Origin of the sequence: Francisella sciaenopsi (assembly GCF_045862875.1) — a bacterium.
In the GTDB taxonomy this organism is placed as follows: Bacteria; Pseudomonadota; Gammaproteobacteria; order Francisellales; family Francisellaceae; genus Francisella; species Francisella sciaenopsi.
The window spans coordinates 429,658-455,755 of record NZ_BTHG01000001.1; the positions used below are offsets into that span (position 1 = coordinate 429,658).

Consider the following 26,098-nt stretch of genomic DNA (forward strand, 5'->3'; position numbering starts at 1 on the left):
ACCTCTCTTTATAAGCTAGTTTAGAAACCAGCTTGTTGAGCTTGCATATTTTCTTTAATAACTTCGAAGAAATCTTCTTGTTTTTCAGTTACTTGAGCTTGAGACAATACCCAATCAGTTAACTTATTTTCTATAACTAAAGCTTTTAAGTTAGAGATCTCTTTTTCGTTCTTTTTGATTTGCTCTTTAGTTTTTTCTGGCTCTTCATAAGCTTGAACCAACTCATCTAATAAACTCTCAACTTCAGCATCTTCAGCCTTGAATTCTTGAGACTTCATTACGCTATCAAGAACTAAACTAGTGTCAACTTTTTGCTTAGCATTAGCCTCAAATAAGTTATCAGGTAATTGGTTAACATCAAAGTTTTGACCACCACCCATTTGTCTAACTAAGTTTTGCTTAGCAGCATCAATTTCTCTTTTGATTAGAGCTTTTGGAGTTTCAAACTCAGCGATTTCTCTTAAACCTTTGAATACTTGGTCTTTTACTTTTCTTTGTAAGATGAACTTAAGCTCGCGCTGCATATTTTCTTTGATTTCATCTTCAAAAGTATCTACACCACCTTTAACACCAAACTTCTTAACAAACTCATCATCAACTTCTGGTAATTGAGCTTCTTGAATCTTCTTAACAGTGATATCAAAAGTAGCTTCTTTGCCTGCTAGATCTTTGTTTTGATACTCTTCTGGGAAAGTAACAGTGATAGTCTTTTGCTCATCCTTGTTCATACCGATGATACCATCTTCAAAACCTGGGATCATTTGACCAGAACCAATCACTAATTCTTGATCATTTGCTGAACCACCTTCGAACACTTCGCCATCTCTCTTACCAACAAAGTCAATCACTACTTTATCATCTTTTTGAACAGCTCTTTCCACTTCTGCGAATGTAGCTAACTGTTTTCTAAGATTTTCGATCATTTGCTTAACTTCTTTGTCAGTCAGCTCAACAACAGGCTTTTGAACTTCAATTTTTTCAAAACCAGTTACTTCAAACTCTGGGAAAAGTTCAAGATTAGCAACAAACTTAAGAGGCTCACCTTTTTTGTTTTCTTTTAATTCTACTTCGATACCAGCAACAGCTAATTTCTCATCTTGAATAGCTTTTGAGTATTTTTGAGGAATCAAGTCAGAGATTACTTCCATACGGATTTGCTCACCATACTTCTTCTCAACCATACCTGCAGGTACTTTACCAGGTCTGAAACCATCCATCTTGATAGTTTTTGCTGTTTTGTTAATTTCTTTTGTAACGATACTATCAACTTCATTAGCTGGTACTTCGATCAATAGTGAACAATGGATACCTTCTTTCTTCTCTACAGTAACTTGCATTATTAAGTTTTCCTTTTATTTATTTAACGATTTTCTAGTAGCAAATTTTAACTATCATCTATTAGATTGTCTATATGTTTATTATTAAATATATGACAAGCCAAAGCATTTGTTGTAAAATCTAGCTATTTTCTACAAATTTAAGCGACTTATGGTAACTGTAATTATAAGTATTTGTTTATTAATATCACCTTTTATAATAGCGTTTTTACACTCTAGTATTATATATGGTAAGCATCATGCAAATATCTATGCTAACTACTTTATTGTTTTCAATATAAGTCTATATGCTTGTATCAACAGTTTTACATATTTAGTAGATGGGGATAGTATTAGTAAATTTCAAGGATGGATTTATACTCCTGCTGTTTTTCAGATAGGAATTTTTGAATTAGCCATCTTTTTATTCTCAATTTTAGCACTATTTAAAAATAGAGAATTCAAAGCAGCTTGTTTAATATTCTTTGCTATTTATACATTATTAGATGCTCTTACGCTATTTAGTGGTCAGATTTATAGCCAATACGTTGAAGCTGTGTTCTTTATCAATATTACAACAGCTTTAATAGCCTATATTTTGTATAAAATATTAAATAGAAAAATAATATCTCTATAAAATACTTTCAATCTCATTTATTAGTTTATCTATCTCAGCAGTATTTTGTTTGATTTCATTGACTAATTCTAACGGTGATTTATGCTCAATAGCTTCAATTTTGTTAGGATTTTTAGCTGATATATCATAGTCTTTGATATCTTCTACTTTAACTATCCAGCTATTTTCTGTAAGCTTGCGAGATTGCCAAATTTCTAAAAACTCTGCAAAATGCTCAAACTGAATCGGTTTATTTTTAGTTAGTTTGTACGGTGGTGTAATTTCATAGTAGAAAATATCTGTAGTGCTACCCTCTCTATCAAAGAAAATCACATTTGTCTTAACTCCGCTATATGGTAAAAATACCCCAGCAGGTAATGAAACTATAGTATGGACATTATAGTTTTCAAGTAATTCTTTTTTGACATTTTTAAAAGCATTATTCGTCTGGAAAAGTACTCCCTCTGGCACTACCACACCACATCTACCACCAAGCTTAAGACTTTTGTAAATATGCTGTAAAAATAGTAGCTCTGTAGCATTTGATTTGATGGGAAAGTTAGTTTGAATAGTTGCTTTTTCTTTACCGCCAAATGGTGGATTAGCGAGGATAATATCATAGCGATCTTTCTCCTCAAGACTACGGATATCTTTAACAAGTGTATTAGCCTTAGTAATATTTGGTGATGTAATTCCATGTAGAATCATATTCATCATACCCATGACATACGATAAAGGCGTTTTTTCTTTACCAAAGAAAGTCTCTTCATTAAGAAACTCTAGCTGTGTCGTTGATAGCTCTTTACTATACATATGCTCATAAGCATCTATCAAAAAGCCACAAGTCCCAGCTGCTGGATCATATACTGTTTGCTCAGCTTGAGGATTAACTACATCTACGATAGCCTTAACTAATGGTCTTGGAGTATAGAACTCACCACTATTACCACCATCAGAACCCATCTCTTTAAGTAGATTTTCATAGATCTGTGATAGTTGGTATAGGTCTTCTTTTTTATTGAAGTTTAACTCATCAATTTCATTAATAACATCACGCAAAGTATGACCACTAGCTACACGGTTATCTATATACTCAAATACTGCACCTATTTTATATTTAAGAGTTTTGACATTTTCATCAATAGATTTAAAAGATTTCAGATATGGAAAAAGCTCTTTGTTGACAAACTCTAATAAGTCATCGCCTGTATCAGCATTAATAACATCAAGCTTACCATCTGCACCTTTTGGAGCTGCCCAAGTATTCCAGCGATATTTTTCATCTAAGACAAATATATAATCTTCACCTGTTAGTTCTGCCTCTAGAGATTTTTCATTCTCATAGTCATTCAAGAATTTCAAAAAAAGAATCCAGCTGACTTGCTCAGTATAGTGCATCGCTCCACTAATTCCGTCATCTCGTCTTAGTATGTCTGTTATTCTACTTATCTTTGATTGCATTTTTTGTTCTCTCTTTTTTTAAGACTACCTACTACTTAAATAAAATATATACAAAACCGTCATCCTGAACTTGTTTCAGGATCTCACTATAGACTATCATATAGATCATCTAAATCAGGGTTACTCTGTTTAATCAAATTAATTTTCCAATCTTTATGCCATCGTTTGAGCTGTTTTTCTCTTAATATAGCAAACTCAATATTTTCTGCTATTTCATAATATACTAACTTATGAGTACGGTATTTCTTAGAAAAACCTTCTACTAGCATATTTTTATGCTGATAGATTCTTTGTTTGAGGTTTGATGTAACACCTATATACAAAACTGTTTGATTTTGATTTGTTAGTATATAAACAAAACCTCTTTTATTCATTAGTACTTTACTTCCTAGATATCGATAGTCTAAATCAAATTATTTCAGCATATTACCATTTTCTCAATCCTAATGAGATCCTGAAACAAGTTCAGGATGACTATAAGGAATAAGTGCGTCATTCTATCGGCTTGTCCATGGAATCTCAGAAGTAACCTTTTAAGGTTATTTCTGCAAGCACTTATATACTTATCATATATTTTTTATTGTCATGCTGAATTTAGTTCAGTATCTCACCATATTCTCAACCCTAATGAGATCCTTAAATAAGTTCAGGATAACTGTAAGCTTGTTCTACAACTCCCCACGAAATGCCTTATCTAAAATACTGGCTTTTAATGCCTTTAAATTCTCTAATTTCTGCTCATTTAATTGCTTAATCTTATCGACCTTTGTAGCAATACTATCCAAATACTCTACGGTTTGTTGTTGGACTGGTAGAGAAATATCAGGAACTTGAAAATTTTCTATCATACTTTTTGTAATAGCTTCTCTAGTTGCTCCACCAGATGAACTAAACAATAACTCAGTTTTTTTCATAGGCGATATTAGATAGTAATATAGGAATTTAGATATAAAACTATCATGCAACCTGATTATTGATACATGCTGATTAACTCTAGCAGGTAAAACACTTTCACAGACAACACAACATCTTGCTACAGATGCTCCTGTAATATTTAGCAAGACATCACCCTTTTCAACAATTACATTTTTTAATTTATCAGCTTGACTATCATCTATAAACACTAAGCCTTTTTTAGTAAAACCCATATCATGGACATTCATACTTCTAATTAAGCTGATACCTTCTTGCTTATATGCTTTTTGTCCACCTTTAGGGGTAGCACCGCTACCTATCTTAATTGTTATATCTTTTAAGTTTTTATATGAATACTCACCCTCCAACTTTTTAAAAGTCTTATCAAGCGTGCTAGCCATTAGAGTATTAGCATTTGTGATATTTTGTTGGTGTAGCTCTATCGCCTTATCAATCTTCTCAAAAAGGTTATCTAGCTTGGCAACTATTCGCTTTTGTTCTGCTAGTGGTGGGAGGGGGATTTGAAAACTCTTAAAACTAGACTTACTAACTTCCTTAAAGGTTGTTGAGTTTGAAAGAGAAACTATATCATTTGTAAAATTACTCAAGCAATATGCTAAATAATAGTTATATAAGTCATCATTACAAATAAAGTTTGTAAACCCTTGATTTGTAGAAACTTCGATTTCATTTATTGCTATTTTTCCTATAGTAGCTCTGCTACTATAGGAAACAGTGCCTATAGGTAGTAGTTTTGCTGAACTTTTATCTAACCCTAATTTAGTTATCATATCTTTAGATGATGATACTTCTGATATTTCACCGATATTTCCTAGATCGGTAGGAGAAAGCCAAACTATATTTCCATTTTCCCAATACTCTCGTATGTTTCTTTTTGGTGTTCCACCACCAACAATAGATGAAATAGAGTCTAGTGTTTTCCACCCCCACCCTACTGGTAATTTATATAATTCGCTCATTTTTTTGATGACCATGTTTTTGTAAACAAAGTATTATTTTTATCTAATTCAATAATTTTTTTCTTTTCTAAAGTATTTTTTATAGATGTATACTTAGATGTTTCATCTAAAGCTATGAATATTTGTTTCTCGTAAGAATTATATTCTTTTATAATTTTCTCAATTCTTTCAATCTGTATATTTTTAAATATAGGTAAATCATGTACTAAAATAGGTAAATTTGTTAAATTTAAAATTGCTAAATCAAATGTTATTAAATCAACATAAGCTGTACCAGTTCCTTTATCCCAGCTTTTTTCAAAAGAATACTTATCTTCATTAATTGCAAAATTAGGACTATTATCTTTTCCATAAATTCTTTTACTAATTTCTTGCATTTGTTCATTTATGGAATCTTGAATTTTAGGACATATTTTATTTCTTTCTGCAATTAACTTTGATTTGAGATTATCAAGCTCGTCTTTTAACTCATTATCTTTGTTAAAAGTTTCATTTTGTTTTTCAAGTAAATCTTTTTCTTTTATTTTTTCTGCTAACTTTAAAAATAATGGATTATCAGCATTATCTATATCTTTTATTTTATCGTCAACATCTATGATACTTTTCTCAATGTCTAATAAAACTTGAGAAGAAGCATTAATATCTTCTTTTATATTTTTTCTTAATATTTTTGCTAGTTTTTTATGAAATGTGTCTACTCTAGCTAATTTAGACTTATTTACAGTAGGAAAATACTCTTCAATATTATCATAGGTTTTCTTACTTAATTTAAAGTCATTCGATATATTAAAATTTAATCTTTCAATATTTCTTTCTAGCTGAAATTTTTGGTTTTTTAATTTATTAAGCTCCGATATTAATAACAAATTTTCTTCACTCAACTTTTCATGTTCATTTCGTGTACTAATGCTTTGCTGAATTTCCTTGATTTGCTTCTCTAAAAGATCTATATTTTTTAAGTTTTTCTCATAACTTTTTTTCGTTAATTTCTGTGCAAAAGAAAAATTATACATATTTTTTATTGTGTCTTTTTCTGATTTTGTATTTTTTTCTTTTTCACTTAAGTGAAGTATATCTCCATATTTATCAAAAAGTTTTATGACCCTATCTACAGAGGCTTTATTAGTTTCTTTTGCGCTAGCTCTAAGTGGCTCTTTTGTATTATCTTCAGATTTGCCCCATATTCTTATAAAACACGAAACTAGATCTCTAAACGTGCTGCCTTTATATGCCATATGATATTTTTCTTGCAAAAATTTACAAAAATCATCAAGACTTATAGTTTCTTGATGCTCATACGATTCATTACATTTAGAGATTTTTTTGGAATCTAAAGTACCTCTTTTAAAAAAATACTTTTTATCAAAATAAAATGAGAAATAAAATTCATGCTCTCCTAAATTTTTAATAACATCTTTACTATGAGAAATATAGCTACTACCTCCAAAAATAAAATCTATTATTAAAAGAAGATTAGTTTTTCCAATAGAGTTAGTTGCTTGGTTATCTCCTAATACAACATTTAAGCCTTTGTGAAATTCAATCGCTTTATCCCTAAAAATATTACTTTTAATTTCTAGTAACATATTTTATATCTCCGTTATCTCCTAAATCGATCAGTTCTAAAACATACAATAAATCTAATGTAAAAATAAATTCCTCAACATTATCAAAATATTTCTTTAATTTTGTATAGAGATCAGAGACTTCTACTATTCCATTATTTTTTTCTAAAATAATTATCATTTTTGAGAAAATAGACTTCTCAATTTCAACAAATTTATTTGGAAACAGCATCAAAAACCTCACAATTTTGAATAAAAAAAGCAATAACTATTCTAATAGCTACTTCACTTTGATTAGGATTTAATGATTTTAAATGCTCCAATACTATTTGATAAATTTTTGCTTTATCATCATAATATTTTTTAGTCTTTATATATAAGATTTTGATCTGTGAAGCTATGACTGTTCCACTATCCTCAAAATCTTCCAGTACCTTTCTTACTAAATTAAAATATTGACTTACATAATTTTTAATCTCATTAATAAAAATAACTTTTTCACCCTTTAATTTACTTTCAACTTCAGAAACATCATAATTCAACTCTAGGTCATCAAGATTATTAATATTTTCAATAGTCCTCAATATCTCTCGTAGTTCATCCTCAATATTACAAGTATATAAATCTTTTACCAGCTCATGCTTTTTTATTAATTCCTTTTTTAAAGATACTAATTCCCTATACTGTTCTAATGTTTTAGGATTATCATATTTATGATGACAATTTTTACATAAATAAATCAAATTCTTCTCATCGTTTAAATTATCTGGAGATAATTTTTCTTCATTTAGTAATAGCTTTTTTTCAGTCGCAGTAGAATTAAGAGGATATATATGAGCAATATCAGCAGCTGTTCTTTTATGTTTACCATCAACTTTATCTATAAGAGGCATTCCACAAGAAGGACATTTTAAATTAACTTCATTTAATAAACTCAACTTCATATTTTCAGGAAAAGATTTTCTTTTATCACTCACCTATAAATCTCCCTTTGCAACTGCAAATAATTTTCTTGCATTTGCAAGACCCCACCAAAATAATCCTTAATCTCTGACATAGTTCCAAGCCCACTTAATTCAACTAATGATGGTAGTTTTTTTAGTTCTAACTCACCCACGCCATCTTTTTTATACTTATCCAGGACAAAAAGTAGAAACTCCCTCGCTTTAGCATTTTGTAACCTCTGTATAAACTCTGATGATTCTGCAGCAACTGCCCTTTGCTCGCGTGTTAAGATATCTTTACTAAAGACTAGATGATTTAGCACATCATAGATATCACTATCTTTGGCTTTAAATATCGCTTTGATATTGTCGATATTTTGCCCAAAGCTTAACATCTCTTCGAGCTTGTTTAGTAGTGTTTGTCGATATTGTGGATTTGCCCAAGCATTTTTAAGAGTTTGTTCATCATTTTGACAATATTTACCTAGTACACCGATTAGTTGCTCAAGATATTCTTGTGTTGCAATTGGTCGCCCATCAACTCCGACATAACTAGTCTCTATATCTAGTACTTTGAGCTTACGCCCTTTGATTGTGATATTGATTGGCTCGTGTTTTTTAGGCTCATCATCTTTTTCTTTAAGATTCTCTATCGGATCTATTTCTTTAACTTCTTTTACATCATCTTTAGATTTGCCATCAGCTTTGACATCTGTAACTACATCAGCGACACCATCCCAATCTTTATCATAGAATTTATCACTAGCTTTGACAAAATCTAGAATTGTAAAGAAATCTTTACCCTCAAAAGTTCGTGTACCTCTACCGATTATCTGTTTAAACTCAATCATTGACTCTATCGGAGCTGTTATAACGATATTGCGGACATTTTTAGCATCTACACCGGTAGTTAGCATTTTTGAAGATGTTAAAATCACAGGGATATCTTTATCATTATCTTGGAACTGCTCGAGATAATCACGCCCAATTTGTCCTTCATCAGAAGTCACCCGCACACAATAGTCAGGGTTTTTGACCTTTTTAAATCTATCTATAGCTAGCTTTAGCTCGAGAGCATGTGGCTGATTTTTACAAAATACAATAGTCTTATCCATCTTATTAATATTATCTAACACAGTTTTTGCAATTAGCTCATGGCGTTGTTGACTAGTGATAGTCTTCTCCCAATCGCTAATACCATAGACTTTATTTGGCAAATCTCCATCTACACTATCATGAGTATTAGGTCGATATTCATCAATATTTGTCGTGATACGTTTGACCTTATATGGAGTCAAGAAACCATCATTAATACCATCTTTAAGCGAGTATTCATAAATAGGCTCACCAAAATAATCATAAGTATCACCATTGACATCACGCTTAGGTGTAGCTGTCAGCCCTAGATGTACTGCACTTGAGAAATACTCAATAATCTCACGCCAAGAGCTATCATCATTGGCACTACCACGATGACACTCATCGATAATTATCAGATCAAAGAAATCTGCTGGATATTGTTTATAGTATGCTGTTAGGCTGTCATCTTCGCTATCTGTAACTAAATACTGACGATTTTTATTCTCGGCTACTGCTTGATAGATCGCAAAGAAGATATTACCACTTAATGGCACTTTACCACCATTTTTCTTGATTAGTTTACCTTGGATTCTTTTGCAATCATTCTCTATAGGGTTAAATTCATTTATCGCCTGATCGATAAGAATATTTCTATCTGCTAGGTATAAGATTCGTGGTTTTTTATTACCTATATCATTCTTTCGCCATCTTGATTCAAGCACTCTATATGCTATCTGAAACGCTATATATGTCTTACCAGTCCCTGTTGCTAATGTTAGTAAGATTCTATCGTGCCCACTACTAAGAGCATCTATAGTTTTTTGTACTGCTATCTTTTGATAATAGCGAGGTGTCTTTGTACCATCTGAGAAAAACTCTTGTGTAACTACATTTTGTCTAATTTTGTTGATATTTGGATATTTACGCTCAAAGAGTTCTCTAGGAGTTGGAAACTCATCTATATCTTGGCTTTGACCTGTTGGGATATGATATTCGAGGATATTATGTCCATTTGTAGAGTAGACATATTCAACATCTAACGCTCTACCATAAGCTATAACTTGTTGTAGACCCTGCTTATAGTTTACATCTTCTTTTTTTGCCTCAACTATGGCTAGGTTTATATCTTGATAACGTAATAAATAATCTACAAACTTTTTCTCACCTCTAGCCCCACCAGCTTGTTTACGCCCATCTGTAAAATAATATTTCTCTCTAGTAATATATCTCTCATCCCAACCACTATCACGTAGTTTTGGAGTTATAAGCTTAGCTTTGGTATCTGCTTCTGAATATGACATTTAGGAGATTTTTAATCACATATATTTTATATAATATGATTAATAATAAGATTTTTCTATAAGAAAGAAGAATTACAATGAACAAGATTGAGTTTGACAATATCTAGACTTAATGGCTTCAATAGCTTCAGCATAAGTAGCATCCATCTCTTCTCTAGAGCCTACACCACCACCAATTTCAAATAATTTACCATCACTTACACCATAGATAGCTGCATGAATAGTGAATTTCAAACCTTTTGCCCAAGCATTCTTAACAACTGTAGTTTTACAAAGATTTAAAGCTTGGTGAATTGCGTTTAACTCACACATCATATCAACTTTTTTCTTCATATATTCTTCTTCATTACCTTTATAGCAAGCTAGAGCTTCTTCAATAAATTCTTTATTCTGTTCTTTAACTTCATGGATAGATGTTAACCAGTTATCAATCAAACCATAGCTCTTATCTTTGACAACAGTCTCAACACCACCACAAGCATAGTGACCACATACTATGATTTTTTTGACTTTTAGAACCTCAACCGCGTACTGCAATACAGATAAACAATTTAAATCCGTAAGTGAAACAACATTTGCAACATTACGATGTACAAAAACATCACCAGAAACCAAACCACAAACTTGGTTAGCAGGTACACGACTATCAGAACAACCTATCCAAAAATATTCTGGAGATTGACCTTTTGATAGAGTTTCAAAAAACTCAGGATTAGTTTTTTTGATTTGCTCAGCCCATGCTCTGTTGCCTTTTATTAATTCAGAAATATTGCTCATTATTAGTCCCCTTATTTATAAGTGAATTTTTTTTCATGTATTAATATACTATATTAACATTATGAAATAAACAAGTTTTTATGAACGCTATAACAATGTTACTTCGCCATGCAAAGAAGTATCAAAAACTCTCTTGATCTCTTGTAGAGAAATATTAGACTGACCTAACAAATAAAAAAGCTTAGCAAACGCCGCTTCATCAGTCATATCATGACCTGAAATCACACCAACGTCAATCAATCCTCTTGCGACTTTGTATGTAGCCATTTTGACACTACCATACAAGCATTGCGTACAGTTAACTATGACAACACCCCTATCACTAGCCTTCTTGAGAGTCGTATAAATTTCTGGATCATTCATCATATTGCCCGAGCCATAAGTCTTGAGAATTAATCCCTGTAATGGTTGCTCAACAATAGCAGATAGCATATCACTATTCATACCAGGATAAACTTGTAATATTGCAACTTTAGGGATTGTAAATGTATCTAAATTTGGTATATTAAATGACTTTTGTCTTTGCCATAATCTTTTCTGTTTGACTACAATATCTATACCAACTTTTGCTAGAGTAGGATAATTCGGGGATCCAAAAGCATCAAAATCTGTCGCTGATATTTTCGTAGTTCTATTACCACGCATTAACTTTTGATTAAAATAGACACAAACTTCTTTGATATCATCATTACATGCAAAAATTAGACTATTAAGGATATTTGATATAGCATCTGACCTGATTTTAGATATTGGTATTTGCGAGCCTGTAACAATAACTGGCTTATTAATTTCACTCAACATAAAAGACAACACCGATGCCGTATAAGCAAGAGTGTCTGTACCATGCAAAATCACAAAACCATCATAATTAGCATAATTACTCAATATATCTTGTGCTAACGAAATCCATCTTTTTGGATCAATGTTTGATGAATCGATAAGATCGCCATACTCTTTAATCTCAAACTCTGGCATATCATAATGATAAAAATCTCTAATTCCAGCGATGGTTTTTGTTAGATAGCCCGGTTCAACATCATAGCCTTGCTCAGTACTAATCATCCCGATAGTACCACCAGTATATAAAACTAGAATTTTTTTATTAGAGTAATTATTCATATCTATTTTCCTGTCAATTCAGCGATTGCTTTATTTGCCAACTCATCAGCCTTTTCATTACCTTGATTACCACTATGACCCTTTACCCAGCTCCAAGTCACATTGTGCTTGATTGTCAAACTATCTAACTCTTGCCAAAGATCTTTATTTTTGACTTCTTTTTTAGCTGCTGTCTTCCAACCATTAGCCTTCCAATTTGCTAACCATTGATTAATGCCATTTTGGAGATATTTAGAATCTGTATAGATCGTTATATCGCATTTTCTTTTTAGCGCTTGTAGAGTTTTGATTGCTGCCATTAGCTCCATTCGATTATTCGTTGTATCTTTTTCGGCACCATAAATCTCTTTATCAACACCGTTATAACTCAAGATAGCTCCCCATCCACCTATACCTGGATTGCCCTTACATGCTCCATCTGTATAAGCAATTACATTATTTTTCTTTGTGAAAATTCCCATATACTTCCTTAGCACAACCACCACTGTATATTTTAGCCACTTCTGACTTTGCAGGTTCTTTGATTAGCTCTCCGACACTAAGCGGATCAACAGAGAAATAATTATCCTTTTTAAAAACCACTACAAAATATTTACTAAAAATTCTTTTGAACATATTTACTATAAAGTTACTAGTATAGTTTATTAATCTAACTCTCTTGCTAATAAAACCATTTGAGATAAATCTAGATAATAAACCATATAGGCTAATATTGCCTGAACAAGCGACAATAACCTCACCATCATCTGCTAGACAGAAATGAAGCTGATTGAATATTGCTTTCATTAAAGCAGGACAATTTATAAAACTCTCATCTAATATGATAAGATCAAAAAACTTATGCTCAAAAGGCCAAGCCTCTACATCAAATACACACCCTAGCGGAGGTTCATTTTTTAGATAGCCCGAACAAGCAACGAGCTTTAGAACATTTATCTTATAAAAATAGTTTTGCTCCTTAGGTGTGATAATAAGAGCCTTCTTATACCATCTTTGACTTAAGTATCTGGTGATAATACGCTCTTTATCTGTCATCACGAACCTACTAAGCTTCTCATTCTATCAAAATAGTCAGGGCATGTTTTGCTAACCGCCCCTGCATTATTTATCACAACACCATCATATCTTAATCCTAACAATGCTAACGACATAGCGATACGATGATCATTATGACTATCAACTTCAGCTGGTTTAAATTTGCTTCTTACCGGAGATATTAAGATACTATCTTGAGCTGTCTCAACATAGATGCCAAGTTTTGTAAGTCCTTCTGCTATAGCATCAACACGATCTGACTCCTGTCCTCTAGTATGACTAAGTCCTGAAATATGAGTATCAGAATTTGCGAAGCATGCAATGGCAGCAAGTGTCATAAAGGTATCAGAAAAATTACGCATATTAACTTCTATACCACTTAAACTATCTGTACCTACAACTTCTATACCATCATCAAAGTAATTAACCTGACATCCTATTTTCTCTAGCACTTCTAAAAATTTAATATCGCCTTGCTTAGATTTTTGGGTTACATTCATAACCTTAATAGCTGAACCTGTAATAGCAGCAAACGCCCAAAAATACGATGCAGTCGAAACATCAGGCTCAACAACATATTTATCTGGAGATACATAACTAGAGTTATTTACACTATAAATACATTCATCAATATTTACATTTATACCAAACTCAGCCATTACTTTAGCTGTCATCTCTAAATATGGTTGCTTATGATCTGTGACAGAGTTTAGTTGCAAGCCATTAGTCATAAATGGAGCTGCCATAAGCAAACCTGATGCAAACTGAGAACTCTTAGCACCATCTACTTCGATATTACCACCATTTAATGACTTCGCCTCAATTGTAAGAGGCATAGCATGCTCTTTTTGATGATAGAATGCTGACATACCTAGCTTTTCAAGTGGTCTTAACTGATCTGCTAAAGGTCTATCCATCATTCTTTGCTTTGCGTATACATAGTACTGACCTGTAGCTTGTACTGCTAACATAGGGATTATAAACCTTGTTAAAGTACCTGACTCATTACAAAATATTTTTGCATTTGAGTTTACAAATTTTCCACTGCATCCTTGTATAACCAAAGTTTTAGATTCTTGATTATGCTCTAGTTGACAGCCTAGCTCTTTTAATGCGCCAACACATGCTAGCACATCAGCACTATTAGGTAGATTTGTAAATGTTGTTTGACCTTGTGCCATAGCGGCAATTATCAAAGATCTGTTAGATATACTCTTTGAACCATCTAAATAAACTGAGGATTTTATTTTTGATTTTACCTTAGGTATAAAATCTTTCATTAATCAAATAAATAAAAACTATATTGATGATTATATTAACATAAGTGCTACTATTTTTTTGAATAATTGATAGTCAAAAAAACTAAAAATCTAAGACCTATTTTTAATAGCTTTTTTAAGCTTAGTGAGTGCTTCTTCTTCGATTTGACGTACTCTTTCAGCAGAAATATTGTACTTAGCAGCTAGATCTTGTAGAGTTGCTTTTGTATCTAATAAGTAACGAGACATTATAATATCTTTTGTACGTGTATCAAAACCACTTATCACATCTTTTACTATTGCTTTAAAATTATCATAATAATCTTGTTGAACTATTTGATGTTCTATATCTGAAGATTTATCTTCTAAATACAAGCTTTGTTGATTAGACTGTCCACCTTCATCATCAGTATATGGTAAATCAAGACTTGCATCTCCTTGACACATTCTCTTTTCCATCTCGATAACCGTTTCTTCTTTGACGCCTAACTCTTCTGCTAATTGCTTGATGTCTTCTGAGCTTAACCAACCAATCTTATCTTTACTACTTCTAAGATTAAAAAATAACTTACGCTGAGCTTTTGTAGTAGCCACTTTAACAATTTTCCAGTTTTTAAGGACATAATCATGCATTTCTGCTTTGATCCAATGTACTGCAAATGATACCAATCTAACACCTTGATCTGGATCAAACTTACTCACAGCCTTCATTAGACCAATATTACCCTCTTGGATAAGGTCTGCTATCGATAAGCCATAACCTGAGAAATTACGCGCAATTTTGGTAACAAAACGAAGATGCGATAAAACAAGTTGCTGAGCTGCATCTAAATCTTTTTGATATTTATAGCGCCTAGCAAGTTCCTGCTCTTCTTCGACAGAAAGTATAGGTAGTGAATTTACAAAGTTAAGATAAGAACTAAGGTTATTATCAGATACAACTGGTAATGATTTGCCTTTTGTAACTGGTAATAATTTTTTTGTGGTCATATAGCTCCCATAAGACAAGAATATACTATCGGTAGTAATATGCCTGCTTCAACTGATTAATTTGGGCTTGCTGTTGCTCTATGATTTTAGCAAACTCTTGCTGTTGTTGAGTCATCATCGCATATAATTGAGCAATTTTTTGATCTTGAATAACCATATATTCCTCTAATCTTTTAACTGCATTTTTCTTCTGCATTATTTTAGCAACCTTTTGTTGAGCTTGTTTTAACTGCTCTAAACTAATCCATCCAATATCTCCATTGTCTTTATTAACAACTTCACACCAGTTATTTTGCTTACAGTAAAAAATATTATAGTTATCTTGATTATTTAAACCAATTTGTCCTTTAACTTCAGAAGACTGATCGTCTTTAGCATATATATCTACAAGCTTTTCTGACTGCTGTGAAACTTCCGCAGTTTTTGGAGTTTCTGCAGGTTCACTCTTTGACATTGCAAAGCCTGATGATAGTCCTAAAGATATAGCTAATGAAGCTAAAACTATTTTTTTCATTTATCAATCCTTTTTTAAATTTATCTCTTAAATTATACACTATTTAGCTATATAACTAACATTAATAAATATTAAAGTATTGGCATATCTTCTTTTGATACTTGCTTAGGAAGTAAAGATTCTCTATTTAACCCTAACGCCACAGCCACAACACCCGCAACATATATAGATGAGTATGTACCAACTACAATACCCAATATTAAAGCTAATGAGAAGTTATGCACTGAGCTACCACCAAATAGATAAAGCACAACCACAACCAACATAGTTAACCCTGAAGTTAAAATTGTTCTAGACAAGGTATCATTAATACTTTTATTAACTACTTCAACTACATTAGCATTACGCATTTTTCTAAAGTTTTCACGTACTCTATCATATATCACAACAGTATCATTTAGTGAGTAACCGATCACTGCTAATATTGCTGCTAACACAGTCAAATCAAACTCTAATTGAAATGCTGCAAATATACCTAGGATCACAATTGGGTCATGTATCAACGCAACACATGCACTAATACCGAACTTCATCTCAAATCTAGCACTGATGTATATCAAAATACATACCATTGCAATTATGATAGCCAAAACACCATTGCTAGCTAACTCTTTACCCACTTGTGGACCTATATAATTGACACTCAAAACTTTAGCATCAAGAGAGTTCTCAACTTGTTGTTTAAGATACTGCTGGGCACTATCTAAACTACTAGTTTTTGAATTAACCTCATCTGGTGTAAATTTAATAAGATAGTTATTATTTTCGCCAAAAGTTGTAACTGTAGTATGTTCAAAACCAACTTTTGCCAACTTTTCAGATATTGTTACTGAGTTTTGTACACTAGTTGCTTGAATTTGTACCTGATAACCACCTGTAAAATCTAAACCAAGATTTAGTCCTTTTGTGAATATGAAAAATAATGACACAACAATCATTAGAACAGAGAAAGCTGTTGTATATTTTTTTATTCCTAAGAAGTCTATATTTGTTTTTTGTTTAAAAAATTCCATTATAAATCCAACCTAAAATTATATACCTATAGAAATTTTTTCTAATTTCTTTCTCTTACCATACACAAGGTTTGTCATTGCTCTAGAGACAGTTACTGATGTAAACATAGATGTTACAATACCAATCATTAGAGTTATAGCAAAACCTTTGACTGCACCACTACCTATGAAGAATAAAATAACAGCAACAATCAAAGTTGTAATATTTGAATCTACAATAGTTGTAAATGCTTTTTCGTAGCCAATATGAATCGCGCTTTGGCGTGGCATACCAGCTCTAATTTCTTCTCTGATTCTCTCAAATATAAGTACGTTACCGTCTATTGACATACCCAAGTTTAGTACTATACCTGCTATACCAGGTAATGTAAGTGTAGCACCTGGTATGATTGACATCACAGCAACAATCAATACTAAGTTCATTACAAGAGCTATATTAGCTATGACACCAAAAACTCTATAATAAACTAATATAAAAACTATAACTGCAATCAAAGCTACCACAATAGATAACATACCTTTTTCGATATTATCTTTACCTAAACTTGGACCAATTTGTGTTTCTTGTACTATATGTACTGGCACTTGTAGCGCACCTGATTTAATCATCAGCGCAAGATTATTTGCTTCTTTTTGATTTAGTCCTGTAATTTGGAACTGAGAGCCAAGAGCAGACTGAATTGTAGCAACGTTGATTAGTTTTTCAGTCTTATTTACTACATTTCTCTCTTTACCATCTTTATCTTTAACTTTTTCATAAGTTGTATTAACAAGCATTACACCCATTGGATTGCCAACATTTTTGCCTGTTATTTGTCTAAAGTTGCTTGCTGCACTTCTATCGAGTTCAACCATAACAATCGGAGTACCTGTCTGATGATCGATAGAAGGACTTGCGCCAATAATATCAGCTCCTCCAGCTACAGGAGCTCCTCTTAAACTATAGTAACTTTGATAGCCTCTACCATTATCTAAAGCATAAACCTTATAACCCTGCTCTTCTGCAGCTAACCTATCCGTAACAGGACTAACCAAATAAAAACTAGCTGTGGATGTACCACCTAGAATTTGCTTAGCTTGAGTTGCATCTTGCATACCTGGTATTTCAATTACTACACGATTATCACCAGCCTGAGCCACAGATGCTTCTGCAACACCTAAAGCATTAATACGATTACGCATAACTGTCACAACTTGTGATATAGCATCTTGTCTAAGTTGTAAAATTTTTGCACTATTATAAGATATAAATATTGTATTATCTTTTACACTATAGATTATGTTAGGATCTTGAGTTTTTCTAAATTCATTATTCAAATATTGTTTTAGCTGATCAACGCCTGCTGAGTTTGCTAAAGTAACAGAAATAAAACCATTATCTATATAGTCTTGTGGAACTTTTACTATTGATTTCTCTTCAGCTTTTGTAGAGCCAACAATATTTATATTATTATCTTTCGCAGCACTAAGAATTGTATTTAAAGAATTATCTAACTGAGCATTAATCGCAGTATTTGTATCAGCTTCTAACATCAAATACATACCACCACGTAAATCTAATCCTAAATTCATAGGGTTAGCGCCTAGCGCAGATAACCAACTTGGAGAATTCGAAAGCATATTCATCGCTATAATATACTGATCTCCTAGACTTTCTTTGAGAGCTTTTTTAGCTTTTAGCTGCTCTTCTACGTCTTTGAAGATAATTGCAACGTTACTTTTATCATCCGATAGTTCAACTCTTTGATATACAATTTTGTCAGTATTAAGAGTATCTTCGATACTTTTGATAAGTTGTGTACTTACATTACCATCTTTCTGAGAAATCTGTAAAGCTGGACTTTTACCAAACACATTTGGTAAGGCATAGAAAAGTGCTAGAGCTAATACAATCACTATCAAAAGATTCTTCCATAAAGGAAATTGATTTATAGGTAGGCTTCTGTTATTACTCATTGAAAATTCCTTTACTAAAAAGAAAAAAATTAAAAGACTTTATAGAAATTTAGCTTATTAAGCTTTAGTAGCACCTTTAGGTAGAATATTAGCTACTGCGTTTCTTTGAATTTTAACAACAACATTTTCTGCAATTTCTAAATCTACAGAAGACTCATCAATTTTAGCAATTTTCCCTATCATACCACCATTTGTGACAACTTCATCGCCTTTTGAAAGCTCAGATAACATTTTACGTAATTCTTTATTTTTTTTCTGTTGTGGTCTAATTAATAAGAACCAGAATATCGCAAAAAATACTACAAGCATTAAAATTGAACTTAGTGGACTACCAGCTGCTTGCTCAGCGCCTTCTGCAAATGAAGTTGATGCAAATAATACAATTGCAGATAATGATAATAATAACTTTCTCATTTTTTCTCCCGAAAATTTTTAATTTTTAAACGTAGGAATTTTACATTAGTAGTAGTACTTAATCAATTAAAGACTAATAATAAGATTAGAATTAGTGTTTTATTAGAAAGTCGGATATTCGAATTTGTGGTTTTATACAATATTATAATTACTAAACTTTTTAAGCGCTGTTGCTAATGAAGCTTTAGCCCAATTAAGTGGCGTAATCGGAGATGGTAAGTAATACCTTTGCTTATCAAAAACAATAACATTTATACTTTCAGGTAATAGCTCCGCATTAACTAGCTGACCATCTGCTGATATATAATCACAAGCTGTCATCTGTGCTAGAGCTCTTTTTAAATGCCAGGCAATTTTGTTAAAATATTTATCCTTATCAAATTTTTGTGAATATTTATCATATAGATTCATCATTGCTAAAGCTAACATACTATCAAAAAACCATTGCGCTTCAGAATCTTTAAATCTTCCTTTAGCTCTTTTTGCAAATTCTTCTACGCTGGAGGCATCATCTGTTAAGCTTTCTTTTGCTGTACTATCATCTTCAAACCAAAAATTACCAGATTGATAACTATCACCTTTGTAACGTATCACTCCATAATCACGCACAAGATCTTCTACTAAAGCTAAACTTTTTTGATACTCAGCAAACTCTAGACCATCACTAAAATATGGAGTGAAAATATGCAACATTGCAGCATCACTCTCACGGTAACAAATATCATCAGAATTATAAAGTGGTGACTCTCCACCACTAGCTATCTGAGTTTTAACTTTATTTATACCTAAGTTACTTAATTGTTGTAAATCTATCGATAGTTTAAGGTTTTTATTATCTAAAGTACTTTTCCATTGCTTAGCAGCATTCGCTACCAAAGAAATACTACTTGTATTTACCCTATCAATTTCCTCCCAAGCACCTGCATCAGCATATTCGTAATATTTTATTGATTCTAAGAAACCAAAGAATCGTTCTAAAAACAGCAATAATTCCGAATCATTAACATTGAATATCTGTTTTTGATAAGCATCATTTAGAGCTAACAAAAAAAGTCCATGGGCATCTATCTGTTTATGGTTCCACACTTGTGGTTTACCATTTATCATCACATCATCATAACTCTTGCTAGAGCTATCAAAACGAATATGAGGAACAGCCATTTTATCTGCTGCTAACTTTGGATTTATGATAATCTCTTCAAATCGCTTCTGTTGCGCAGAAGAATCATAATATTCAAAAAGCTTATTAATTAGAGTTTTAGCGGCATTTTCTTTGAATTCACTAAAGTAATAATATACCCAAATTGCATCACGTACCCATACAGCATCATAGTTTGTAGCATCATTATTTGTATCTCTTTCTGCTGCTTTAGGAAAGCCTGTTTTAGTTAGACCTATATCAAAAGCATTATCGTACCTATCCAGTATGATTTTTGCTTGGGCAGATGTAAGCCTATCTTTAAGAAAAGGCTTTAGATCTTCATTCATATAGCTGACACTACCGCCTTCTGGGATTTGTATATCTTTGTATATATTTTTTGAGCTTTCAACAAACCTTTTTATATCATCTATATTAGACATAAAGGTCCTCCTCTATTTGACAACTTTTAAATTATGTACAATCACTACCAAAGTGACCAACACCAATAACATTACAGGTCCGACCAACATTGCTGGCTCACGCCCCAATAAATTACCAAGCATACCAGATAAGGATGTTCCTAGAGGAATACCTATTGCACCGACGGTTACCAAAAACGATGTTGCCCCACTTGATACATACGGAAGCTTATCCATTGCATAGCCTAGAACTGATGGATATATACATGAGTCACTAAGTCCCAATATAGCCATCAAAATTACAACAAACATAAATGATTTTGTATATATGAAAATAAATATAGCTATAGCAAATATTAATCCTGAAACTACAAGATAGCGCTCAATCCTAACTTTAGGCAATAAAAACTTACCAAAAAAGATTCTACCCAAAAGTTGAGAGCCTGTATAAATAGCAACTAACAACCCTACATCTTTCATATTAAAACCCAAATCAAAATGTAGATGTGGTTGGTTATAGTAGTTCATTATCTGCTCTGTATAAACTATACAAAATAGTGCAATAGCCATTAGAATAATAGGTTTAGACAAAAATATAAATCTAGACTGTGATGCATTTTCTGCTTTAGTAATTACCCCCTGTTCAATTTTCTCATTAATTCTAAGAGACAACAAAAACAATATAAATATGGTAAATAAGACCATAACCACTACAAAAACTGCCTGCCAACTAGTATAGAAAAGAATATTCCCTACTATAAAAGCACTAGATAAAAATCCTAGACTGAAAAACACATTTAAAAGACTAAGCTTGCCTTCGGATTCACCTTGTTTCTCTACGGTTCCCATTACAATATAGTTGCATGATACTAGCACATAGCCAACAGCCATATTACATATAAAAGTCATCGCAGTATAAATATAAATATCTGGAGCAAATATTGATAAAATTGATCCTATAATCATAAATAATGCGGCAATTATTAAAGTATTTTTACCTTTAATTTTTTTGATAAGAATGCCGCCAGTCGCCATTGCTAAAATCTGCCCCCATAAACCGAAACCATCAAAAAATATAATAGTATTAGAGTCAATATTGAAATGCTGTGAAATCGGTACTGTCAACATACCATAAATAGCACATTGAAAACCGGTAAATAAAAATGCTACAAACGTAAGAAGTATCGCCTTTTTACGATCGATATCTTTATCAAACAAACTTTTTTTAATATCCGGAGATATATCTATAGATGCCATAACAATTCCTCAGCTAAATTAATACCCATATAAATTAATAATTTTATCAACTAAATACTATATAGCTAAATGAAGATAACAGAAAGATTTATTAGATTAATTGAGTAGTTTTTATTCTGAAATAGCTTTAAAAATTTTATGGATACAATTATCTATAATCGTCAACTTTCAAATTTGTTGAATATCTAGACATTTTTGAACCTTGCTTAAAAGTGTTAACTTTTTCAACATTTTGATTATTATAGTAAGCCTGAAGATATAACAAATTCTCAGTATCATTGAACGAATACGAAAAGCTGAATAACGAAAACGAGATCATCGCCCCAACAAAGAAAGAAGTTATTTTATTCATATTATTTACTCTCTATATGCAATACAGTGTATTATATCATGGTACAGCAAAAAAGGGAGTGAGTTTAATCACCAAAACACTCTCCCTTTAACAAATTATCTACGCATACAATTTTAGCAATTTTATTTAGATTTGACAAACTTGCTTCATGCGTTTCTTGGCTACTAGCGTTACAAGCATCTGCCACAACTATGACACTATAGTCACGATCATGTAACTCTCTGACTGTAGACTCTATCACATAACTAGTCGATACTCCACAAATAATAACATCTTGAACATCATTTGCTCGCAAAATAACTTCAAGATTAGTTCCATATAGTGCACTGACACGATGTTTTGTTATTATGATATCATGCTCTTGAACATCCATACTTGGGTGAAAGTCTGTTGCCCAAGTATCTAGCTGCAAAACACCATAATCCGGAGCTTGTTTAAACATAGGAGAAACTTTTGAACACTCTTTATAATCTTTACTAAAACCAACCTTAACATGAGCAATCATAATATTATTTTCTCTTGCCCATTTAATTAATTGATTTGCCTTTTCCATAGTTTTATCATCTTTAACTCTCTGAGCATTATGAGCCCCAAAAACACCTTTTTCATCAACTATCTCGTTAATAAAGTCTGCGACTATTACTAATTTATTTCCCATATATATTTCCTCTTACGTTTTTTTAATTACTGATAGTATGCTTGAGATACATATCATCATAATTCCTATTATTTCTATCAAACCAATAGCTCTTTTATAAAAGACAATATCAAACATTGCTGCAACTATTACTGAAAAATACATAGCTGGAGCTATTAATGATGGATCTTTAGTATGCTTAAAAGCTTTTACTCTAAAAATTTGTGAGCTAATACCAAATATAATTATAGCTATTGATACCCAGATTACTAAAGGTTTCATAGATAACTCACTTAGGCTAGGTATAGTAGACATATTAAACGGCAATAATAACAATAAAAATATTCCTATAAATGTATATATCCAAAGATTTATAATAAACACATCTTCTTTTTTGCTTGCATTATACAAAACCACTTGAGATGCTGCATTTAGCACTCCGGCAAAAAGAGCACAAAAAACATACATATTAACATTACTCTTACTGACACCTAATATAAGATAGATCCCCAAAAAACCAATAACAATGCATACAAAGTTAAAATAGCTAATACTCTGCTTATAAAACAAAAACCTAATAACTGGAATAAATAATGGACTAGTATTAAATAGTAAAATGGTAATCAATAATGAGCCATTACTTAAACTTATAAAGAAAAATAATTGTGCAAATAAACTAAACACCACCCTAATAAATATTGAACGCCAAGCGAAAGGAGCAACTCTTAAAAAGGAAGAAATACTTACAACCCACCACATAAGTATGCCTCCACCAACAAATGAAACTAACATGGTTAAGTAGATTCCATCTATTTGTATCAGATACTTACGTGCAAATGAGCCAAGAGCTATAAGAGCTGCAGAAACCATCATAAACCACAAACTTATAAAGTTATTAATTCGGGTCATTTTTCTTTACTCCATGAATTTAAGATATAAGAATAATATAACTCTTGCACCAATCTGTAAAACGCTTTATTCTTACATTATAAGTAAGTTTTTCTTACATAATATGATTAAAAAAAATGACCTACCTCCTTTAAATTCATTACCAGTGTTTATAGCTGTAATGAAAACACAGAGCTACACTAAAGCTGCAGAACAGCTATTTATGACTCACTCTGCTGTGAGCCAATCTATAAAAAAATTAGAAAACCACCTTAATAAAAAACTATTTATCACGGATAAACGAAATCTAGTTATTACTGACTTAGCTAAAGAATATTACACAATGATAGACCCTCTAATATCAGAAATTCACAATACAACAGAAGTTCTGAAAAAACAACGAGCTAAAAAATTATCAATAAATTGTATGACTACACTTTGTGCAAATTGGCTAATCCCTAAACTAGATGATTTAATAGATTCACTAGTAAATACAGAGATACAACTCATTAGTCTAGGCAGAAAAGTAAATTTTGATTATGATGATATAGATATCAGCATAGAGTATGGTATCGACAGTGATTTTAGCAATAAAAACAAATTCAAACTAGCAGATGGTGAGTTAATACTAGTTTGCAATAATAAGCACTCAGGTAGAAGCCTCTCAGAAATAATATCAGAACAAAAGCTAATCTATGTTGATGATAAAATTCGCATTGATGATTATCAACTCTGGGCACAGCATAACAATATCTCAAAAAAGTCTAATAAAAATATCTTCTTTAAAAACTCTCTTCAAGCGATTCAGGCTTGCTTTTCAGGTATTGGTTTTTTTGTTACAGATAGACTTTTAATTCAAGAGCACATCAAAAATGGTTTCCTGTATGTGCCACCTCAGCAAGAATACACAACCGGAAAGTCATATTATCTTTTAGCAAAAGATTTAGAAACAGATAATTTTAATATTATCAAAAAATTATTATCCTCATACTTTTGATTATACTTTCAGCAATCTTATATTCAGAACATTCTTTAATATTTAGCCTTTATAATTCTCTAAAAACTCTTTCCTAAATTCCTCAAACCTACCCTCTTCTAGAGCTTGGCGAATATTTTTCATCAGGTTTTGATAATAAGTTAAATTGTGGATTGTGTTTAATCTTGACCCAAGAATCTCTTGAGTTTTATCCAGGTGATGCAAATAGCTACGACTAAAATTTTGACAAGTATAACAATCACAGTTTGGATCTAATGGAGACACATCATCCTTGTGTTTGGCATTTCTAATTCTGACAACACCTTCTGATGTAAACATATGACCATTGCGAGCGTTTCGTGACGGCATTACACAATCAAACATATCAATACCACGATAAACAGCTTCTACTAAATCCTTTGGCGTACCAACACCCATCAAATATCTTGGCTTATCTTCAGGCATCTGATGAGCAGTATGATCAAGTATCCTAATCATATCTTCTTTAGGCTCACCCACAGATAATCCACCTATTGCAAAACCATCGAAATCTATTTCTTTTAAAGCTTTTAGAGACTCATCACGTAAATGCTCATACATTCCACCCTGAATAATTCCAAATAATGCAGATGGGTTATCTCCATGAGCATCTTTTGATCTTTGTGCCCAACGCATAGATAGTTCCATAGAATCTTTTGCTTCTTTTTCAGTAGCTGGATATGGTGTGCACTCATCAAAACACATTACAATATCAGAGCCAAGATCTCTTTGGACTTGCATTGATATCTCAGGAGATAAAAAAACTTTTGAACCGTTTATCGGTGATTTAAATGTAACACCTTCTTCTGTAAGCTTACGCATTTTACCCAAACTAAAGACTTGAAATCCCCCAGAGTCTGTAAGTATAGGTTTATCCCAACCGTTGAAATCATGTAAAGTACCATGTTTTTTGATAATTTCAGTACCCGGACGTAACCATAAATGAAATGTATTACCCAAGATAATATCAGCGCCCATTTCTTTTAACTCAACTGGAGATAGTGATTTAACAGCTCCATAAGTCCCTACTGGCATAAATGCGGGAGTCTGAATATCTCCCCTTGGGAAGCTTATTTTTCCTCTCCTAGCCTTGCCTTCTTTTTTGATCAAGTCGAACTTCATTACAGTCATAAA

Annotated in this window: 26 protein-coding genes; 2 read left to right on the plus strand and 24 right to left on the minus strand. The window is 32.0% G+C overall.

Annotated features, from left to right (window positions below; all coding sequences use genetic code 11):
• Positions 1–20: 20 nt before the first annotated feature.
• Entirely contained in the window at positions 21–1,337 is a 1,317-nt protein-coding gene (gene tig / locus ACKTR7_RS02145; protein WP_407876816.1) for a trigger factor, read from the minus strand.
• Between the two features lie 151 nt (positions 1,338–1,488).
• Between tig and ACKTR7_RS02150 the strand changes: the two genes are divergently transcribed.
• Positions 1,489–1,953 (plus strand): DUF6790 family protein, encoded by a 465-nt coding sequence (locus ACKTR7_RS02150; RefSeq protein WP_200147770.1) that lies wholly within the window; start codon positions 1,489–1,491, stop codon positions 1,951–1,953.
• Here the strand turns inward: ACKTR7_RS02150 and ACKTR7_RS02155 are convergent.
• The 22 genes from ACKTR7_RS02155 to ACKTR7_RS02260 form a co-directional block, all read right to left on the minus strand.
• Complete coding sequence (locus tag ACKTR7_RS02155) at positions 1,948–3,393, minus strand: class I SAM-dependent DNA methyltransferase (RefSeq protein WP_407876817.1); 1,446 nt, start codon at positions 3,391–3,393, stop codon at positions 1,948–1,950. The two genes, ACKTR7_RS02150 and ACKTR7_RS02155, sit on opposite strands and share 6 nt — an antisense overlap.
• Positions 3,394–3,479: 86 nt before the next feature.
• A complete protein-coding gene (locus ACKTR7_RS02160; RefSeq protein WP_407876818.1) occupies positions 3,480–3,767 on the minus strand; it encodes a GIY-YIG nuclease family protein in 288 nt (95 codons plus the stop codon).
• A 294-nt stretch (positions 3,768–4,061) separates the two neighbouring features.
• A complete protein-coding gene (locus ACKTR7_RS02165) occupies positions 4,062–5,288 on the minus strand; it encodes a restriction endonuclease subunit S (protein WP_407876819.1) in 1,227 nt (408 codons plus the stop codon).
• Positions 5,285–6,541 carry a DUF2326 domain-containing protein gene (locus ACKTR7_RS02170; RefSeq protein ID WP_407876820.1) on the minus strand — a complete coding sequence of 419 codons (1,257 nt, stop codon included), beginning with the start codon at positions 6,539–6,541 and terminating at the stop codon, positions 5,285–5,287. The genes ACKTR7_RS02165 and ACKTR7_RS02170 overlap by 4 nt, the downstream gene beginning before the upstream one ends.
• 316 nt (positions 6,542–6,857) lie before the next feature.
• Positions 6,858–7,085, minus strand: a complete 228-nt coding sequence (locus tag ACKTR7_RS02175; RefSeq protein WP_044525962.1) for an ABC-three component system middle component 7 — start codon at positions 7,083–7,085, stop codon at positions 6,858–6,860.
• Positions 7,069–7,830: an ABC-three component system protein gene (locus ACKTR7_RS02180; protein WP_407876821.1), complete on the minus strand. Its 762-nt coding sequence runs from the start codon at positions 7,828–7,830 to the stop codon at positions 7,069–7,071. Before ACKTR7_RS02180 ends, ACKTR7_RS02175 begins: the two co-directional genes overlap by 17 nt.
• The gene (hsdR, locus tag ACKTR7_RS02185; RefSeq protein ID WP_407876822.1) at positions 7,827–10,178 is read right to left on the minus strand and encodes an EcoAI/FtnUII family type I restriction enzme subunit R; all 2,352 of its coding nucleotides are present in this window, start codon (positions 10,176–10,178) and stop codon (positions 7,827–7,829) included. The genes ACKTR7_RS02180 and hsdR overlap by 4 nt, the downstream gene beginning before the upstream one ends.
• Before the next feature lie 72 nt (positions 10,179–10,250).
• Positions 10,251–10,955: a carbonic anhydrase gene (locus ACKTR7_RS02190; RefSeq protein ID WP_044525959.1), complete on the minus strand. Its 705-nt coding sequence runs from the start codon at positions 10,953–10,955 to the stop codon at positions 10,251–10,253.
• A gap of 87 nt (positions 10,956–11,042) precedes the next feature.
• On the minus strand, positions 11,043–12,074 hold the full coding sequence (gene ansA, locus ACKTR7_RS02195; protein ID WP_407876823.1) for an asparaginase: 1,032 nt from the start codon (positions 12,072–12,074) through the stop codon (positions 11,043–11,045).
• A 2-nt stretch (positions 12,075–12,076) separates the two neighbouring features.
• Positions 12,077–12,535, minus strand: a complete 459-nt coding sequence (gene rnhA / locus ACKTR7_RS02200) for a ribonuclease HI (protein ID WP_044525957.1) — start codon at positions 12,533–12,535, stop codon at positions 12,077–12,079.
• The gene (locus tag ACKTR7_RS02205; protein ID WP_407876824.1) at positions 12,510–13,109 is read right to left on the minus strand and encodes a class I SAM-dependent methyltransferase; all 600 of its coding nucleotides are present in this window, start codon (positions 13,107–13,109) and stop codon (positions 12,510–12,512) included. Before ACKTR7_RS02205 ends, rnhA begins: the two co-directional genes overlap by 26 nt.
• Positions 13,109–14,389: a 3-phosphoshikimate 1-carboxyvinyltransferase gene (aroA, locus tag ACKTR7_RS02210; protein WP_407876825.1), complete on the minus strand. Its 1,281-nt coding sequence runs from the start codon at positions 14,387–14,389 to the stop codon at positions 13,109–13,111. Before aroA ends, ACKTR7_RS02205 begins: the two co-directional genes overlap by 1 nt.
• 90 nt (positions 14,390–14,479) lie before the next feature.
• Positions 14,480–15,358: an RNA polymerase sigma factor RpoH gene (gene rpoH / locus ACKTR7_RS02215; protein ID WP_407876826.1), complete on the minus strand. Its 879-nt coding sequence runs from the start codon at positions 15,356–15,358 to the stop codon at positions 14,480–14,482.
• A 25-nt stretch (positions 15,359–15,383) separates the two neighbouring features.
• A complete protein-coding gene (locus ACKTR7_RS02220; protein WP_407876827.1) occupies positions 15,384–15,872 on the minus strand; it encodes a hypothetical protein in 489 nt (162 codons plus the stop codon).
• A gap of 71 nt (positions 15,873–15,943) precedes the next feature.
• Positions 15,944–16,885 carry a protein translocase subunit SecF gene (gene secF / locus ACKTR7_RS02225; RefSeq protein ID WP_407876828.1) on the minus strand — a complete coding sequence of 314 codons (942 nt, stop codon included), beginning with the start codon at positions 16,883–16,885 and terminating at the stop codon, positions 15,944–15,946.
• An 18-nt stretch (positions 16,886–16,903) separates the two neighbouring features.
• Complete coding sequence (gene secD, locus ACKTR7_RS02230) at positions 16,904–18,841, minus strand: protein translocase subunit SecD (protein WP_407876829.1); 1,938 nt, start codon at positions 18,839–18,841, stop codon at positions 16,904–16,906.
• Positions 18,842–18,898: 57 nt separating this feature from the next.
• The gene (gene yajC, locus ACKTR7_RS02235; RefSeq protein WP_407876830.1) at positions 18,899–19,255 is read right to left on the minus strand and encodes a preprotein translocase subunit YajC; all 357 of its coding nucleotides are present in this window, start codon (positions 19,253–19,255) and stop codon (positions 18,899–18,901) included.
• Positions 19,256–19,387: 132 nt separating this feature from the next.
• The gene (locus tag ACKTR7_RS02240; RefSeq protein ID WP_407876831.1) at positions 19,388–20,836 is read right to left on the minus strand and encodes a hypothetical protein; all 1,449 of its coding nucleotides are present in this window, start codon (positions 20,834–20,836) and stop codon (positions 19,388–19,390) included.
• A gap of 12 nt (positions 20,837–20,848) precedes the next feature.
• Entirely contained in the window at positions 20,849–22,072 is a 1,224-nt protein-coding gene (locus ACKTR7_RS02245) for an MFS transporter (RefSeq protein ID WP_407876832.1), read from the minus strand.
• 148 nt (positions 22,073–22,220) lie between these two features.
• Positions 22,221–22,424, minus strand: coding sequence for a hypothetical protein (locus tag ACKTR7_RS02250; protein WP_407876833.1), 204 nt, complete (start codon positions 22,422–22,424; stop codon positions 22,221–22,223).
• Between the two features lie 64 nt (positions 22,425–22,488).
• Entirely contained in the window at positions 22,489–23,082 is a 594-nt protein-coding gene (locus ACKTR7_RS02255; protein ID WP_407876834.1) for a cysteine hydrolase family protein, read from the minus strand.
• A gap of 12 nt (positions 23,083–23,094) precedes the next feature.
• Positions 23,095–23,970, minus strand: coding sequence for a DMT family transporter (locus tag ACKTR7_RS02260; protein ID WP_407876835.1), 876 nt, complete (start codon positions 23,968–23,970; stop codon positions 23,095–23,097).
• A gap of 103 nt (positions 23,971–24,073) precedes the next feature.
• Between ACKTR7_RS02260 and ACKTR7_RS02265 the strand changes: the two genes are divergently transcribed.
• Positions 24,074–24,946: a LysR family transcriptional regulator gene (locus ACKTR7_RS02265; protein ID WP_407876836.1), complete on the plus strand. Its 873-nt coding sequence runs from the start codon at positions 24,074–24,076 to the stop codon at positions 24,944–24,946.
• 42 nt (positions 24,947–24,988) lie between these two features.
• Here the strand turns inward: ACKTR7_RS02265 and tgt are convergent, their stop codons facing one another.
• Entirely contained in the window at positions 24,989–26,095 is a 1,107-nt protein-coding gene (gene tgt / locus ACKTR7_RS02270; protein WP_407876837.1) for a tRNA guanosine(34) transglycosylase Tgt, read from the minus strand.
• Positions 26,096–26,098 lie beyond the last annotated feature (3 nt).